The sequence below is a fragment of the Nostoc sp. genome, from assembly GCF_036917275.1.
Lineage (GTDB): Bacteria > Cyanobacteriota > Cyanobacteriia > Cyanobacteriales > Nostocaceae > Nostoc.
This window is the reverse complement of record NZ_JBALDF010000060.1, coordinates 1-14592: the sequence shown is the minus strand read 5'-3', so window position 1 is coordinate 14592 and position 14592 is coordinate 1. Positions and strand designations below refer to the sequence as shown.

Genomic DNA, 14592 nt, shown 5'->3' with positions numbered 1-14592 from the left:
CTTAACTAAAGGAATGCAGGCATAGATTCATTGATGGACTCATCTGCTTTTTCATACAGAGCATTAAGGTAATCACGTTGCCGCACGCCTTTAATGTTACTACCTCTCAATAATTGGTGAAATAAGAGTCGAGCAGAATCTTCATGTAAAAGTACATCATTTCCTTCTTGTAATTGTTTGTTTTGTGCAAAATTTCTGGCTTCCATTTTGGCCTGTTCCAAGTAGAATTTGAATAATTTTACGGCTTCCTCTTCATTTCTTATAGGTGAAAGTTGAACTTCATTAGCAAGACGACCTCTAATAGCTGGAAGCATCTCACGGTAACGTTCAAGGGCATCTGTAGTTAAAGCAACCATTAAGAAAAGATATTTAGGTAGTGCATCAATTAAAGCCCGCAGAGCAGATAAATATCTTAAAACAATAGTTTTTGATAAGCTACCATTCTGTTTTTCCAATTCATCAAGAAGAATAAAAATACCCTCTAAAGTCTTCATTTCTGAACCAAAATATACAATGTCTCGCAATGCTCTTGTTTTCGCTTCTACAGTATCTAGACGAAAATTTACTCCCAGTTCAGTTTGATGAGTTTTTCTTACAGGTAATCCTAAAAGCCATTGATATGCTAAAGATAGGCGCTCATTTAGTTTTTCTTCGGAATTAATAACACTCAAAAGAGCCTGAAGCATTATTTTAATTTCGCTCATTCGCACAAATTCTAATAATTTATCAATATCATCTATCTCTTGCTTCCTCTTTGCAAGTGCATCAATTGAGCGACGCAAGTAGTCTTCTCCCAAATTTTCAAATATAGACCTAATGAGTGGATCAAAAAATGGTTCTGGATCTGGAACATATCTAATAACGAAAAAACCATGTTGAGAAAGTTTTTCACGCAAAGCATTTTCATAAGCATTCAGAAGGTTAGTCTTTCCAATTCCCTGACTAGCAGTTATTGAAATTACATGAGACTTGCGATCTGAATAAAATGTCTTGACCGCAGCATCAACTTGCTTATCTGCTTCTGTTGACATATGCGGATGACCACTGGTTTGCCCAGCACTGGGAAAAGGGTTACTCAACACACCAAACTTTTTATAGAGTAATTTGGGTTGTTCTTCTGGTGCGTTAGCAGTCGCCTCATTTGTAAATAGATTTTCAAGAGGCATTTTTAACTCCTTCTAGCTTGATACGTACAGCAGATGTACCAGGTATAAGAAAATCTCCATGATACAGATAAACTTTTTCTAACTGGGGAAGTCCGTCACTTGTCTTAATTATCCACAAATCGTGCTGTTCAAAACGAGTATCTGGAGTAGATCCTTCAGCATAGACATTAACTAAGTTTTGTTCTTGTGCTTCTTTCACCAGTTTTCTAGCCAATATGGGATGAACAGCATATTTAATAGCTAATTCTTCTAACCAGCGACCAGTAAGTATCCATTCTGTGTCTTCCTGCGAACGAATTAATTTATAACCCTTTACTGCTAAATTAGCAAAATCTGGTATATCAGGTATGTTATCAGTGGCAACAATTTTTTGGTTTTGTATATTCAACCAAGCACAGGCTGCCTCGCCAAGCTTGATGTAGGTTGGTTTCGCTTTATTTGAAATTGGTAATGTGCTATATTCAACACTTCTATTTTGATTTACATAGTTACATATTGCGTCAAATGATGGTATTTTCTTCAAAGAAGATAAAACTTTTATATGATTTTCGTTCAAGATACTTTCCCATAGAAACTTTAGTAATTCTGTACATATAATTTTATTATCATTAAGCTCAACAAATTTTCCACTATGCAGAAAATTTTTATACAAACTATAGCGAGATTGATGTGTTAAACCCAATTTTTCTTGAGCCTCTTGATTAGTTAGTTCTCCTTTGTCTACTAACAATTTCATTAGTAAAAACATCTGATCTGGACTAAATGCATATGCCTTAGCTATTGCTTCTATATTTTGGCTAGAAATTGCATCAGTCTGATCTTGGCTTTCTATGTCAGTTGATAGTGCAATAGAGGTATTATCTGTTGTTGTAGAGGATGTTCCAGAGTTAAAAATTCCCCAAAGAAGATCATCTTTAACGTGAAGTGGTTGCCAAGTATATTCCCCAGGTATGCCCCATAGCTCTAATGACTCGTTAGTGTTGTAATTTTGCAAGCGCAGGCAACCAAAAGATACAGCTAATTCCCAAAGGACATCTGTTAGTGGTACTGTATATATTTTTTGACTAAAAGGATGAAAAAGAGAGCCAGTGAGTTTTCTACCATCAAATTTAGGAAAAGAACGAGATTCAAAAAAGAACACATCCATTCCTTCAGCCATCGTCATTCTGGCTAGACCCTGATCGCTAGTTAGAAGAGCTAGGGCATGATCCGGGCGAACTTGAGTTTGAAAGCGCCGTGCAGTTTCTAAAATCAGACGATCAGCAAAACTCCTAACAATCTCTTGTAGTTTAAGATTACCATCTTCAGGATCGCTACTCGGTGTCACAATACCCCGCAGGGGATCTGCACCTAAGTCACCACGTTCTATTTCTGCATCTGAAAATTCTAGACGAAGTAAAGTTCGTTGACCACCCTGGCTGAGAATATGTTCTCGAAGTGCCGCAGCAACAGGTTTGTTCTTTTTTTGACTCTCTCTACGAGTTGCAAAGTACCTATCTACCTGATTAATTATTTCCATGTGAACAATAGCTGGTACTTTAATTCTTGCCCAAGGACTAAGAAACCGACATATAAAATCAAGTCCTCCTTGGTGAATAGCTGATGTATCTGTAACAATAGTTATCGGTTTTTGCAAAGGTATTTTGCCAATAGTTTCAACATCAAAAATAGGTAAAAGTAATAATGTCCTTCGGAGTACATCCTGCAATCCTTCTCTGAAAGCTTTCTGAACTCTATCTTTACTCTGTGAATTATCAAGAGCTTCAGTAATATTGTCATTGAGCTTTTCTAAGGATATTATTTGCCATTCAAACCCACCAAATTTAGCCGCACAATACTCATCATATCTAGTTTCATTTTCAATATATTGCCCTCCTGGTTGTAATGTAATAGTTCCAATATTTACCCATTTGTCACGTCCAAAACAAATATCTTCACCAAGAAATATTTCAAATGTCTCTCCATTCTTACCTATTTGGGCGATACATTTTAGTGCATCTTCTTTACTAAACAATTTTAATTTCATAAGGTTATTATTTTAATGAAGGGACACATTGACATCTGGAACATTAACAAACGTATCACACACCCACTGAATATGCTGGCGTAAGGCCAAAAGTTGATGTTGACGAAGGTTGACACTATCACTATTAGATAAGCGTCCAAGCTCTTCTAAATCACTCCAAGATGATTCGTCATTAGACAATATCTCGTCTATTACTTGGATGACTTGCTTAAACTGTTCTATTCCACGCTTTTCAGGTTTTATTACTAGTGTAAACTTTTCAATCAATTCTTCTCTTAGACGCTGAGTTTGCTCACTGCTAGTCACTGAGCCAAAGGGATCTCCAAACGGTTCCCAAGAATAAATTTCTTCTTGATAGAATGTCGGTTCAACTAAAGCATTTGTGTTGGTATCTAAGTATTTTTTACCCCAGCGACAAGGTTGCCAAAGAACAACCTTTAATGGACTTGAACTATTGCTGCTCACAAGAATTAATTCTCCAAAGTAATTATTTATGAATATCTAGATTAAATTTAACTGTCAAATTACTTTTTATTTATGAATCATAGGTTTTGAGGGTCAAGTCACAAATGAACTGATTTTTTTGGGTATTATAATCATAATTTGAACTTAGTTAAACTTTATCAAAAGCGAGATACGATCGCTCCCCCTTCTGCTTGCATTATGCTATCATTTTGCTAAATCCTGCTTTGAGGTAAAGCGATGGCTACCCTTTATGTAAGAAATTTACCCGATGATTTGTATGCAAAACTGCAAGAGTTGGCGGCATCTGAACACCGTTCTATTAACGCCCAAGTTATAACTCTGTTAGAACAGGCTTTAAAAACTGAAGCACAGCAAACAGAAGAAGAAAGACGAAAGAATATCCCAAAACTTTTAGAGGAAATCCGTCTTCGGCGTGAAAAGCTACCAACTGATATCGAATGGCCTGATAGCACTGCCATGATTAGAGAAGATCGGGACAGATGACAATTCCTCTTAGGTGCGTCGTGGATGCCAGTGTGTCCGTTAAGCAATTTATTCCCGATCCGCTAACAGCCAAGGTTAATCAACTGTTTGCTCACCTTGCCTATCCCCAGAGAGAAATCTTTGTACCTGAATTTATTTTACATTGAGTGTGCAAACGTTTTGTGGAAGTATGCTCGTGCAGGTAGTTACGATGTTTCTCTGATTCAAGGGAATTTAGCTAGTCTGAAAGCTTTCCCTTTGCGTGTTGTTTCAACAGCTGACTTGATGGCGGATGCAGTTGCGATCGCATTAAATTATGGAATCTCCGCCTACGATAGCTCTTATGTTGCACTTTCACAGCAGGTAGGTGCTACTTTGCTGACTCTCGACGGTAAGCTAGTAAAGGCAATAGCCGCTTCGTCTTACAATGTTTCCTCGTTTAATGACTTCGAGGTTCCGCCGTTGGAGTCAATTTAATATTCAATTGTCAAAAATGTCTTCTACTTATAACCGCACGGTTCGCTTTCAAGATACTGATGCTGCTGGGGTAGTTTATTTTGCTAACGTTTTGGTTATTTGCCATGAAGCTTATGAAGAATCTTTAGAAGCATCAAGTATTAATCTCAAATATTTTTTTACTAATCCGTCTGTGGGGTTTCCCATTGTTCATGCTAGTGTCGATTTTTTGCGCCCTATGTTTGTTGGGGACAAGTTACTGATTAGTTTAATTCCCCAAAAAATAGGTGTTGATAAGTTTGAAATTACTTATGAAATTACTGTGGGTGAGGTGGTAGTTGCTAAGACTATTACTCGTCATGTTTGTATTGATGTGAGTAGTAGAAGTAAGCGGGAATTACCTGATGAGATAGTTCAGTGGTTGGAAAGGAACCGCAGAGACGCTGAGAAGCCAGTGCGTTGCGGGGGTTCCCCCCGTTGAAGCAACTGGCGCGGCGCAGAGAGAAGAATGTCGAGAGAGATTATGTGATGGAATTTTGAAGGAATTCTGTAGCTATTTGCTGTAGTTGTTGGCGGTTAATTTTACCTTGTGAGTTACGGGGTAAGTTTTGCTGGGGAATCCAATATTTAGGGATTTTAAATTTGCTGAGTTTGTCTTTGAGTAGAGTTTGGATTTTTAAGGCAGAGGTATCTGATTGTTTGGGAATGTAAATTGCTGTTAAGGCTTGCCCCCAGTGTTTATCTGGGATACCGATAACACAAATATCAGCAACCATCTGAGTTGCTTGTATAGCTGATTCAATCTCTGCTGGGTAAATATTTTCCCCACCTGTAATAATTTTGTCGCTATTACGACCGACAATATTTAAATTACCTTGGTCGTCTAAAAAACCTAAATCATCTACTTGGAAACCAGTTTGATTTTCTCTAGTTTTAGGATAGTAACCAAGGGCTAAAGATTGAGTATGAATCGTGATATTTCCGATTTGATTGGAATTTAAAATTTCGCCTTGCTGATTGCAAATAGTTACTTTTGCATGGGGAAGAATTTGACCACTGCTAATTTTCCCGTCGAGAAAATCATCTGGTTTGAGGGTAGCAATTTGAGAGGCGGTTTCTGTCATACCATAAGTAGGTGCTAACCGGATGCGGTGAAATCTGGCTTTTTCTAATAATTCATTCCATGCTGGCGCACCTCCTAAAAGTACAGTATTAAATTGGGATAGCCATTCAGTTAATTCTGGATTTTGCAGGAGTCTTTGTAACTGCGTTGGTACTAAAGATATAAAAAAATCTGATGGTTTAATATTTAATATTTTACCGGATTCTACAGCTTTAAATGGTTGAATAGCTAGTTTGCCTGCGGTGGTGAAAGAGCGCATAAATTGCATTAAACCGCTAACGTGATATAACGGCAACATACAAAATGAATTGACTTGCTTTATTTGAAAGTATTCTGTAAATCCTTGTACAGATGCTATAAGAGTTTCCCAAGTATGGATGGCAAATTTTATCTGCCCCGATGAACCACCTGTAGGAATCATAATTTTTGGGAATGGGGCATTGGGGAGCCAGTGCGTTGGGCGGCTTTGCCGACTTGAAGCAACTGGCTTCATTGGGCATTGGTAATTATTCCTATTCCCGATTTCCCATTCCCTATTCCCAATTCCCAAAATAATATCTGGCTGTACTAAATCAAAGACTTGTTGCCATTCTTGTGTTCCCCAGTCGGGGTTACAAAGAAAAACTGGACAATTAGCTGCACAAGCGGCAGTAAAACTTGCTAAAAATCGTAATGGTTCGCGTTCGGCTAAGATGATTTTTGGTGGTGTTTCACATTCTGATAGTTGTGTTAGTTCTAAATATAATTCTTGAGCTATTTGATTAAATTTATGGCTATCATAACCGATTAGCCAATCATTTTGAGCTAGCTTATTAAGATAGTCTAAAGGTCGTTCCATAAAGTTTGAAACCACGTATCTTCTTGTTCAAAAAAATGGTCGATGCCAAAACCAATTGCTCTGTTGTTTTGGGATAATTCGGCTGCTAGGTTGAGTGCTGCAAGTCTAGCGATCGCAGTCTCAAATACTGATGAGAATACAGTATCAAATTGATGCTGGTGGCAAAACTTTCTCAGACGAGATGGCGATCCAACTATCCCAGGTTTTATGACAAAAATCCCTCGCCAACCTTGTTGATAACAAGCAGCAAGTTGTCTAAGTGTGGCGACAGATTCATCTAAAGCGATCGCAGTTTCATAACTCATACTCAATTCCAACATCTGCTGAAATTGTTCAACGGATAGCGGTTGTTCGATAAATTCAATTTCTATGGGTAGTTCTGGATTTGCCTTGAGATTGTCGCAAGTCCACAGCCATAAATGAGCTTCTTCATAGGTAAGTCCACCGTTAGCGTCTAATCGCAGTTTTGTAGAGGCTGGTAAGGTGTGGATCAGGGACTCAAAAATTTCTAGTTCATCAGCGATCGCATCCACACCAATTTTCCATTTAAACGTGCGATATCCCTGCTGCCATAGGGTTTCCCATTGATTTAAAGCTGCTTCCCCAGTTGGTAATAAGCCACTGTAGGGGAGGAGTGAGAAGTTAGGAGTTATGAAATTATTTTCTTCATCCCCCTTACTTCCTACTCCCCACTTTCCACTCCCCCACTCGCAGGCTGACTCAAAGCCAAATTGACAAGCTGGTAACTCATCTGGAATTGAGAAAATCGTGTCGTCTGTGATTACTTGTGGGAGTTGGCGACAAAAATCTAAGGCTTGTTCTAAGGTTTCGGAACCGAACCAGCTAATGGGGGCAATTTCTCCCCAACCGACTCTAAGAGTTTCATCAGTGAGACAAAGGATAATACCTTCACGAATATCCCAATTACCGTGATTGGTAGTCAGTGTTCGCACAAATCTTCGCCGATAGGGACGAAATTTAAATTGATAACGCATTAATTAGTAATTGCTAAAGCATAAATCCCAAGCCCAACAGCAAGCAAGCCCAGAAATGCACAGCTACGGCGATGAATTTACAGTTACTAACTTTGTCCGGTTGGTTGTGATTTTCTTGGACGTGGCGGCATAATTTGACAGCAAAGGGCAAACTCAGCCAACTCAGCAATGTCCAAGCTGGAGAAATTCCCAATAGCACAAACAGCAAGGTGAGGGGATAAATGCTACCAGTGAACCAAACTAGGAGTTGGGCCCCTTTTGCTGTTCCCAGACGGACGATAGGCGATCGCTTACCTGCGGCTATGTCATCCTTAACTTGGTGAAAGTGTGAGCAAAACAAAATTAAGGTAGTGGCAATCCCCACAATCACTGAGGCTGCTAAACTCGTTATTGACCAAGTTTGAGTTTGGCTGTAATATGCTGCTTCCACTGCTAAAGGGCCAAAGGCAAAAAAGCAAAGAATTTCGCCTAAACCCTGATATCCTAAACGAAAGGGAGGCCCTTGGTACATATAGCCTAAACCGCAGCACAGCAGAATTATGGCGATGACAGTTAAATCTTGTTGCCAAAAGGCGATCGCTAGTATACCCAGCAACCCCAAACCTAAACACAAATTTCCTAACCAAAATATTAATAGCTTATTGCCTGTTAGGTTCACCAAAGAATGGTGTTTATTTTGATCAATACCTGTTTCAGAATCAAAGACATCATTACTGATATTTTCCCAGGCAAGAATTAAAATTGCCGCAGTTACAAAAGTAGAAAATACTGCACCATTGAACATTTTATTTTCGGCAAATGCTACTGCTGTTCCTACCCAAATGGGCATAATGGCAACGCTGTACATTGGCGGTTTAATCGCTGCCATCCATAACTTAGTGTCGGGATATAAAATCTGCTTGGTAGTCATCAGTTGTGATTAATTAAATTGCCGGAATATTACTCAGACTTTAGATTTTATGATTTAAAGAGACTCCAGATATGGGTGATATACAAACAACTGTCACTTTTACTGTGGCTTGTTAACCTTGTGTTGTTAACACTTACGCTCTCGTTGCAATCTCAGGCTAAAACTGGCTTATCATGTTCTGAGAACACCACAAACAAGGCAAACCCTACGCTGGTAAAATGGCAACTTAATATGTTACCTGTAAAAATACGACCACGATTAATTACACTTTAGGAAGTTAACTTAAACAAAATTTACTATCGTTAGAAGATCCATGACAGTTTTACCATGTCGTAACAACTTATTTGTAGAACACAAAGATTTATATCAATTTCTGGTAGCAGTGCAAGAAAAGTGCGTCAACAATAATTGTAGGCAAATTGTCAGTATCTCCCAGGAGATTGATTTAGTTGATCCTTTACTTGTATTGGATAAACTTACACAAGCAAATGAAATAAATTTTTACTTTGAGGACAGAAGTAAAGGAGAAGCGATCGTAGCAATTGATGCTGTGACAAAATTACAAATTGATGGAGCAGACCGTTTTACTAAAGCAGAAAGTTTTATCAAATCTTGTCTAAAAAATATAATTAATTTTGGTAACGTTAATCAACCTTTTTCTGGCCCTCACTTTTTTTGTTATTTCAGCTTTTTTGATAAAAATTCTCAAGTAGATTATCCATTTCCATCTGCTACCATTTTTCTGCCCCGTTGGCAAATAGCTGTTAAAAATCAGCGTTGTATATTAGTAACAAATATAATTATCAATGAAAATGTAAATATTCAAAGGTTGTTGGAGACTGTGCAAAATAAAATTGAATTTCTCCAATCTTTAGAATATTACTCTGCTAATATTGATTCTTTTCCGGCAAAATTCTCTAATAAATCTGTCACGAATGCTGCTCAGTTTAAACGTTCAGTAGTATCTGCTTTGGAAAAAATTCGGTCTAGTCATTTAAGTAAGATTGTGCTAGCAGATATATTAGACGTTAAGTCAAGCAATCACTTTGACTTAGTTAAATCCTTAAATAATCTTAGGCAAATACATCCTAACTGTTATATTTTTTCTACAAGTAATGGCAAAGGACAAAACTTTATTGGTGCAAGTCCAGAACGATTAATTAGTATTAATAATCAACAGTTAATCACCGATGCATTGGCTGGTTCTGCACCACGAGGTAAAACGCCTGCTGAAGATGCAGCTAATGCCAATCGCTTACTCAATAGTGCAAAAGAAAAGCATGAACACTCGTTGGTACTTGATTTCATTACACAACGCCTATGCCAACTAGGTTTATTACCCCAAATATTAGCACCCCGCCTGAGACAATTATCGAATATCCAGCATTTATGGACACCAATCAGTGCTATGGTTCCTGCTAACATCCATCCATTAAAGATTGTCGCCCAATTGCATCCTACACCAGCCGTTGCCGGTGCAGCACAAGATGTAGCCTGTGCCGAAATTCGTCGTTACGAAAACTTTGAAAGAGGTTTGTATGCTGCGCCTCTAGGTTGGATAGATTCTCAGGGGAACTGCGAGTTTATTGTGGGAATTCGTTCAGCATTGGTCTATGGCGATCGCGCGAGATTGTATGCTGGTGCTGGTATTGTTGCAGGATCTAATCCTGATAAGGAGTTTGCAGAGGTGCAACTTAAGCTTCAGGCATTACTAAAAGCGTTAGTTTAAAGAGACTTCCAAATAAAAAATATCCAAAGATTTCTTTGTATGAGAACTTGTATTTTAGTTTTAAACTAAATCCTGATGAGTGAAAGCTTTAGCATTCGCCCCGGTGTAAGTAGCTACAATATGACCATCACCAGTCATTTGATATTTATACGTCACTAATCCTTCTAAGCCAACAGGGCCACGGGGAGGCATTTGTTGTGTACTAACCCCTACTTCTGCACCGAAACCATAGCGGAAGCCATCAGCAAATCTGGTGGAACAATTATGGAATATATTGGCTGAATTTACCAGTCCAAAGAAAGATTCAACAGATGTTGAATCTTCAGAGATAATGGCATCGGTATGACGAGAACCATATTCATTAATATGTGCGATCGCATCTTCTAAAGAGTCTACAATCTTAATCGACAAAATAAAATCGTTGTATTCTGTTTCCCAGTCTATTTCTGTTGCAGTTTTGATGTCAGGCAAAATCTTTAAGGTGCGTTTATCACCTCTTAATTCGACTTGTCGTTCTTGCAAAGCCTCAGCAACTTTTGGTAAAAACTCTGTAGCAATAGAGGAGTGAACTAGCAAAGTTTCAATCGCATTACAAACAGCAGCATATTGCGCTTTGGCATCGACAGTAATCGGAACTGCTTTAGAAATATTAGCGGCTTTATCTATATAAAGATGACAAATCCCATCGGCGTGACCTAGTACCGGAATCCGCGTATTTTCCTGCACAAACCGGACAAATGAATTAGAACCTCTAGGAATAATTAAATCTACATATTTATCTAACTTCAAAAGTTCTAGAGTTTCTTCTCTAGTTTTTAGTAGTTGCACCGCATCAGGATTAACAGCAGTATGAGATAATCCTTGCTTAATTGCCTTAACTATTGCTTCACAAGAACGCACCGCTTCCTTTCCACATTTGAGAATTACACCATTACCCGATTTAATAGCCAAAGAAACAATTTGAATCGCTGCTTCTGGACGGGCTTCAAAAATAATTCCCAAAACACCTAAAGGACAAGTAATCCGCTTGAGAGTCAAACCAGTGTCTAATTCGCGGTGAATCTGCACTTTCCCCACTGGATCAGCTAGCTTACCAACATCTCGTACCCCAGCGATCGCATCTCTTAACTTATGTTCATCTAACTGCAAGCGTTTATAAAGTGGTTTGGCAATTCCTTCAGAAGTAGCAGCTTCACAATCAGCAATATTTGCTTGTAAAATTTCATCTCTAGCTGATTCTAAAGCTTGAGCGATCGCAACAAGCGCTTGATTTTTGGCTTCAGTGGAGAGAATCGCTAGCTTACTTGCAGCTTGGCGGGTTTGCCCTGCGATCGTAATTAGGGGAGAAGCAATGTTAAGAATAGTCATACCACAAATCTTTACCTTTTCTTCATCTTATCAACACTGAGTTAATCATTGGTTATTAATTATTTTCCTCCCTCCGCCCTTATCGTCTTCCTCCAATCGGGTGAACCATGTGGGTAATCAATAATTACTCTGATCGGGTGAAGCAAGACTTGGCTTAAAACATTTATTATATAATTATCGAACACAGAAAAATCAGAAGTAATAACTTCACTAACTATACAAATATTTTAAGTATTAATACAGGCATTAGTTGAAAGTATTAAATATGATTTATGCGTACCGAGACTAGAGAGAGAAAGTGAGTTATGTTTCTCTAGTCTTTTTATTAAGGAAATAATTTATACTCCCCTTTCCCCTGACCGAGGAGCTTTAACTTATGAGCCTTCTTTGGCAAGTTGCGCTTTTGCCTGTTGCCACAAATTTTCTAACTCATTCAAACTGTAATCAGAAAGGGGACGGTCAACAACTGCCTCCATTTTTTCTAATCGCTGGACAAATCGTTGATTAGTGCCTTGCAAAGCGGCGCTAGGGTCAAGATTATGCCAACGGGCTAGTTGAATAGTTGCAAACAGTAAATCGCCTAATTCTGCTTGTTGTCGTTCTAGTGTTTCCTCAGCCAAAGCCTGTTGAAACTCACCTAACTCCTCATGAAACTTATCCCAGACACCCTGAATATTTTCCCATTCAAACCCGATCGCCGCAGCCTTTTGGGAAATTTTCATCGCCGCCGTCAGTGGGGGAAGAGTACGCCCATAACGAGCAAGTTTTGCACTAAGTTTTTGCGCCTCTGGAGATGCTTCACCTTTTTCCTCCGCTTTAATTTGTTCCCAATTTTGCCGCACCTCATCCACACTTGCTACCGACACATCACCAAACACATGGGGATGACGGCGAATCAACTTTTGGGAAATTCCTTGAGTTATTTCTTTGAGGGAAAATTGCCCAGATTCGCTAGCGATTTGGGCTTGCAGTACCACTTGTAATAATAAATCGCCTAACTCCTCAACGATCGCCCCCTTATCCCCACCCTTAATCGCGTCCACCACCTCATAAGCTTCCTCAATCACATAAGGCGTCAGCGTTTCGGCAGTTTGCGCCAAATCCCAAGGACAACCCCCATCAGGCGATCGCAATTTCGCCACCACCTCAATCAACTCCTGCAACCCCGCCAAACTCTCATTTTTCTCTTCCATACCTCTGCGTACCTCTGCGCTTCCCTTAGCGTCCCTTCGCGTTAAAAAAAATCATTTCTTCACTCTCGCCCGACTACCACCCCTCACTTTCCGCCTCTTAATTTTGCCACTAGGAAGCAACCCCCGAACCCCCTGCTTTTTAAAACGCTTATAAGCCGAACCCCCCCAATCGCACAGAGAATGACTCATTGCACCCAGTTCCAGCCCCAAAAACAGGGCGATATATTCAGTATCGTATTGTACGAGCGATCGCCTCACAGTTCCCCCCAAATCCTGCCAAGTAAAACTTAGATTCCATAACCTTTGGGCGATCGCTAAAACGAAAATTGCCACAATAGCAAGCAAACACCCCAGATAAAGTATTCGCAAAATCGTGCCAATAATCGGCCCGTGGGATAAAAAAGAACGATGCCGGAGACTTTTTTGATAAGGTAGCCAAATCCAGCGCAAGAAACCCCAGCGTTGAAATTGCACAGAGTAAATATCCAAATCGGGGCCAAACATCAGCCCACCAAAAATAAACCCGCCTGCAACTAACAAAGTCGCATTACTACTGCGAGTTTGCCAGAAAGTAACGCCCGCCACGAACGGCAGAGCATACATAGTAATGCGATCGTGCGTCCGACCAGAGGGCATTTTAAATCCTGAGTTAACTGAATACTGAGTCAGTATAAGAGAAAAAAAGATTTTCTTAAAACTACTAGCGCCACGCGAAATGTTTTGCTATATTAATTAAGGATTGCACAAAAGGGCGGTTAGCTCAGTTGGTAGAGCGCCTGCCTTACAAGCAGGATGTCATCAGTTCGAGTCTGGTACTGCCCATTAAATAAAATAAGGCTAGAGACAGCTTAGATGCGGTTTCTAGCCTTTTTGAATTTGTGGTATTTCCTAACTACGGCAGAGGACGCTGGCGAATCTGAATCGTGACTTAATTTTTTTGCACAATGTCTCACTGATTCCGTAACTTATTAAGTTCTGCTTCTGTAAACGGATTCTTCCCCGCGCGTAAATCTTTCACCCAGCGCTGCCGTTGTGCTTTACTATCTTTATCTTCAGGCTGGGCGATGTATGCCTCAAAGTCAGTAATCGCCCCTTGGGTGTCGCCTGTCAGCGCTCTAGCCAAGCCACGACTATCACGGGTGTTGCCATCAGGTGCAAGGGCAACGGCTTGTTCACAGGCTGGTAAAACATCAGCCGCTTGTTTTTGCAGACTACCTTGGCGACATAGTTCATTCCAAGAATCAGCAGGAATTTCGACTTTTGGATCAAACTTGAGAGCTGCGGTATAAGCTGCTAGTGCTTCCTTAAACTTTTTATCTTGTAAGCGGCTGTTTCCTTCATCGACTGAGCGTTCAGCCTTGCCTTTGTTGACAAACTCTTGTGCTTTTACGTTGGGTTCAAATTTTAAATTAGCATTCCACTGCTGTGCTTTGCGGAATTTGACCATAGCATGATCAACGTCTTCATTTCGCGCTAGCTTCTCACCTTGGATAACTAATACTGTAGCTGCTTGCAACAGGCGAGGCGGAGTTTGGCATTCCGTTACTTCTTCCAGCACCTCAGGATGGACAACCAAATAATTGTTGAGCAAGTCACAACCATCTTTTATTAACTTATTTAAATCCAAATTCCATACAATTATAGTCTTGTCAGCACTTGCAGAAGCCAGCCTTTGCCCATCCGGGCTGAACACCACGCTAAAGACCGCACTGCTATGTCCACTCAGGGTTTGCAGAGGTTTGCCTGTGGCTGCATCCCAGAGTTTGATGGTCTTGTCAGAACTAGCAGAAGCCAGCCTTTGCCCATCCGGGCTGAACACCACGCTATAGACCGAACTGCT

Annotated in this window: 14 protein-coding genes, 1 tRNA gene and 1 pseudogene; 6 read left to right on the top strand and 10 right to left on the bottom strand. The window is 39.8% G+C overall.

The features are described from left to right. Positions 1-5 precede the first annotated feature (5 nt). Genes V7K35_RS23300 through V7K35_RS23290 form a run of 3 tightly spaced genes read right to left on the bottom strand, consistent with a single transcriptional unit; the run spans position 6 to position 3657 of the window. Positions 6-1166: a P-loop NTPase fold protein gene (locus V7K35_RS23300; protein ID WP_335082073.1), complete on the bottom strand. Its 1161-nt coding sequence runs from the start codon at positions 1164-1166 to the stop codon at positions 6-8. Further along, positions 1156-3192: a hypothetical protein gene (locus V7K35_RS23295; protein WP_335082071.1), complete on the bottom strand. Its 2037-nt coding sequence runs from the start codon at positions 3190-3192 to the stop codon at positions 1156-1158. The genes V7K35_RS23300 and V7K35_RS23295 overlap by 11 nt, the downstream gene beginning before the upstream one ends. A 12-nt stretch (positions 3193-3204) precedes the next feature. Continuing rightward, positions 3205-3657 (bottom strand): hypothetical protein, encoded by a 453-nt coding sequence (locus V7K35_RS23290; protein ID WP_322669646.1) that lies wholly within the window; start codon positions 3655-3657, stop codon positions 3205-3207. Positions 3658-3894: 237 nt separating this feature from the next. On the opposite strand from V7K35_RS23290, the gene V7K35_RS23285 reads away from it, so the two are divergent. Genes V7K35_RS23285 through V7K35_RS23270 form a run of 4 tightly spaced genes read left to right on the top strand, consistent with a single transcriptional unit; the run spans position 3895 to position 5077 of the window. Beyond that, positions 3895-4161: a FitA-like ribbon-helix-helix domain-containing protein gene (locus V7K35_RS23285; protein ID WP_335082069.1), complete on the top strand. Its 267-nt coding sequence runs from the start codon at positions 3895-3897 to the stop codon at positions 4159-4161. Continuing rightward, positions 4158-4307: a hypothetical protein gene (locus V7K35_RS23280; protein ID WP_335082067.1), complete on the top strand. Its 150-nt coding sequence runs from the start codon at positions 4158-4160 to the stop codon at positions 4305-4307. Before V7K35_RS23285 ends, V7K35_RS23280 begins: the two co-directional genes overlap by 4 nt. Beyond that, on the top strand, positions 4282-4617 hold the full coding sequence (locus V7K35_RS23275) for a type II toxin-antitoxin system VapC family toxin (RefSeq protein ID WP_335082065.1): 336 nt from the start codon (positions 4282-4284) through the stop codon (positions 4615-4617). The genes V7K35_RS23280 and V7K35_RS23275 overlap by 26 nt, the downstream gene beginning before the upstream one ends. Before the next feature lie 16 nt (positions 4618-4633). Beyond that, the gene (locus V7K35_RS23270) at positions 4634-5077 is read left to right on the top strand and encodes an acyl-CoA thioesterase (RefSeq protein ID WP_335082063.1); all 444 of its coding nucleotides are present in this window, start codon (positions 4634-4636) and stop codon (positions 5075-5077) included. Positions 5078-5117: 40 nt separating this feature from the next. Here V7K35_RS23270 and V7K35_RS23265 read toward each other — a convergent pair whose 3' ends face one another. From V7K35_RS23265 to menA, 3 genes are read right to left on the bottom strand one after another with little or no spacing between them, the layout of a single operon-like run. Beyond that, positions 5118-6557 (bottom strand): 2-succinylbenzoate--CoA ligase, encoded by a 1440-nt coding sequence (locus V7K35_RS23265; protein WP_335082061.1) that lies wholly within the window; start codon positions 6555-6557, stop codon positions 5118-5120. Further along, on the bottom strand, positions 6542-7552 hold the full coding sequence (locus V7K35_RS23260) for an o-succinylbenzoate synthase (RefSeq protein WP_335082059.1): 1011 nt from the start codon (positions 7550-7552) through the stop codon (positions 6542-6544). Before V7K35_RS23260 ends, V7K35_RS23265 begins: the two co-directional genes overlap by 16 nt. A gap of 13 nt (positions 7553-7565) precedes the next feature. Beyond that, positions 7566-8462 carry a 2-carboxy-1,4-naphthoquinone phytyltransferase gene (gene menA, locus V7K35_RS23255; RefSeq protein ID WP_335082057.1) on the bottom strand — a complete coding sequence of 299 codons (897 nt, stop codon included), beginning with the start codon at positions 8460-8462 and terminating at the stop codon, positions 7566-7568. 313 nt (positions 8463-8775) lie between these two features. Here menA and V7K35_RS23250 point away from each other — a divergent pair, with 313 nt between their 5' ends. Continuing rightward, positions 8776-10191 carry an isochorismate synthase gene (locus V7K35_RS23250; RefSeq protein ID WP_335082055.1) on the top strand — a complete coding sequence of 472 codons (1416 nt, stop codon included), beginning with the start codon at positions 8776-8778 and terminating at the stop codon, positions 10189-10191. A gap of 60 nt (positions 10192-10251) precedes the next feature. Here V7K35_RS23250 and V7K35_RS23245 read toward each other — a convergent pair whose 3' ends face one another. From V7K35_RS23245 to V7K35_RS23235, 3 genes are all read right to left on the bottom strand, one after another. Continuing rightward, entirely contained in the window at positions 10252-11559 is a 1308-nt protein-coding gene (locus V7K35_RS23245; RefSeq protein WP_335082053.1) for a glutamate-5-semialdehyde dehydrogenase, read from the bottom strand. Positions 11560-11933: 374 nt separating this feature from the next. Beyond that, positions 11934-12752, bottom strand: a complete 819-nt coding sequence (mazG, locus tag V7K35_RS23240) for a nucleoside triphosphate pyrophosphohydrolase (RefSeq protein WP_335082051.1) — start codon at positions 12750-12752, stop codon at positions 11934-11936. Positions 12753-12803: 51 nt separating this feature from the next. Continuing rightward, positions 12804-13388 carry a metal-binding protein gene (locus V7K35_RS23235; RefSeq protein WP_335082049.1) on the bottom strand — a complete coding sequence of 195 codons (585 nt, stop codon included), beginning with the start codon at positions 13386-13388 and terminating at the stop codon, positions 12804-12806. A gap of 113 nt (positions 13389-13501) precedes the next feature. Between V7K35_RS23235 and V7K35_RS23230 the strand changes: the two genes are divergently transcribed. Then, a tRNA-Val gene (locus tag V7K35_RS23230) sits at positions 13502-13574 on the top strand. A gap of 127 nt (positions 13575-13701) precedes the next feature. On the opposite strand, the pseudogene V7K35_RS23225 reads toward V7K35_RS23230, so the two are convergent. Beyond that, positions 13702-14592, bottom strand: a pseudogene (locus V7K35_RS23225) (ribosome assembly protein 4); the annotation flags it as partial.

Bases quoted from the DNA above. Each gene is read 5' to 3' on its own strand.
- V7K35_RS23300 (WP_335082073.1), bottom strand. From the start codon at position 1,166: ATGCCTCTTGAAAATCTATTTACAAATGAGGCGACTGCTAACGCACCA.
- V7K35_RS23295 (WP_335082071.1), bottom strand. From the start codon at position 3,192: ATGAAATTAAAATTGTTTAGTAAAGAAGATGCACTAAAATGTATCGCC.
- V7K35_RS23285 (WP_335082069.1), top strand. From the start codon at position 3,895: ATGGCTACCCTTTATGTAAGAAATTTACCCGATGATTTGTATGCAAAA.
- V7K35_RS23280 (WP_335082067.1), top strand. From the start codon at position 4,158: ATGACAATTCCTCTTAGGTGCGTCGTGGATGCCAGTGTGTCCGTTAAG.
- V7K35_RS23270 (WP_335082063.1), top strand. From the start codon at position 4,634: ATGTCTTCTACTTATAACCGCACGGTTCGCTTTCAAGATACTGATGCT.
- V7K35_RS23265 (WP_335082061.1), bottom strand. From the start codon at position 6,557: ATGGAACGACCTTTAGACTATCTTAATAAGCTAGCTCAAAATGATTGG.
- V7K35_RS23260 (WP_335082059.1), bottom strand. From the start codon at position 7,552: ATGCGTTATCAATTTAAATTTCGTCCCTATCGGCGAAGATTTGTGCGA.
- menA (WP_335082057.1), bottom strand. From the start codon at position 8,462: ATGACTACCAAGCAGATTTTATATCCCGACACTAAGTTATGGATGGCA.
- V7K35_RS23250 (WP_335082055.1), top strand. From the start codon at position 8,776: ATGACAGTTTTACCATGTCGTAACAACTTATTTGTAGAACACAAAGAT.
- V7K35_RS23245 (WP_335082053.1), bottom strand. From the start codon at position 11,559: ATGACTATTCTTAACATTGCTTCTCCCCTAATTACGATCGCAGGGCAA.
- mazG (WP_335082051.1), bottom strand. From the start codon at position 12,752: ATGGAAGAGAAAAATGAGAGTTTGGCGGGGTTGCAGGAGTTGATTGAG.
- V7K35_RS23235 (WP_335082049.1), bottom strand. From the start codon at position 13,388: ATGCCCTCTGGTCGGACGCACGATCGCATTACTATGTATGCTCTGCCG.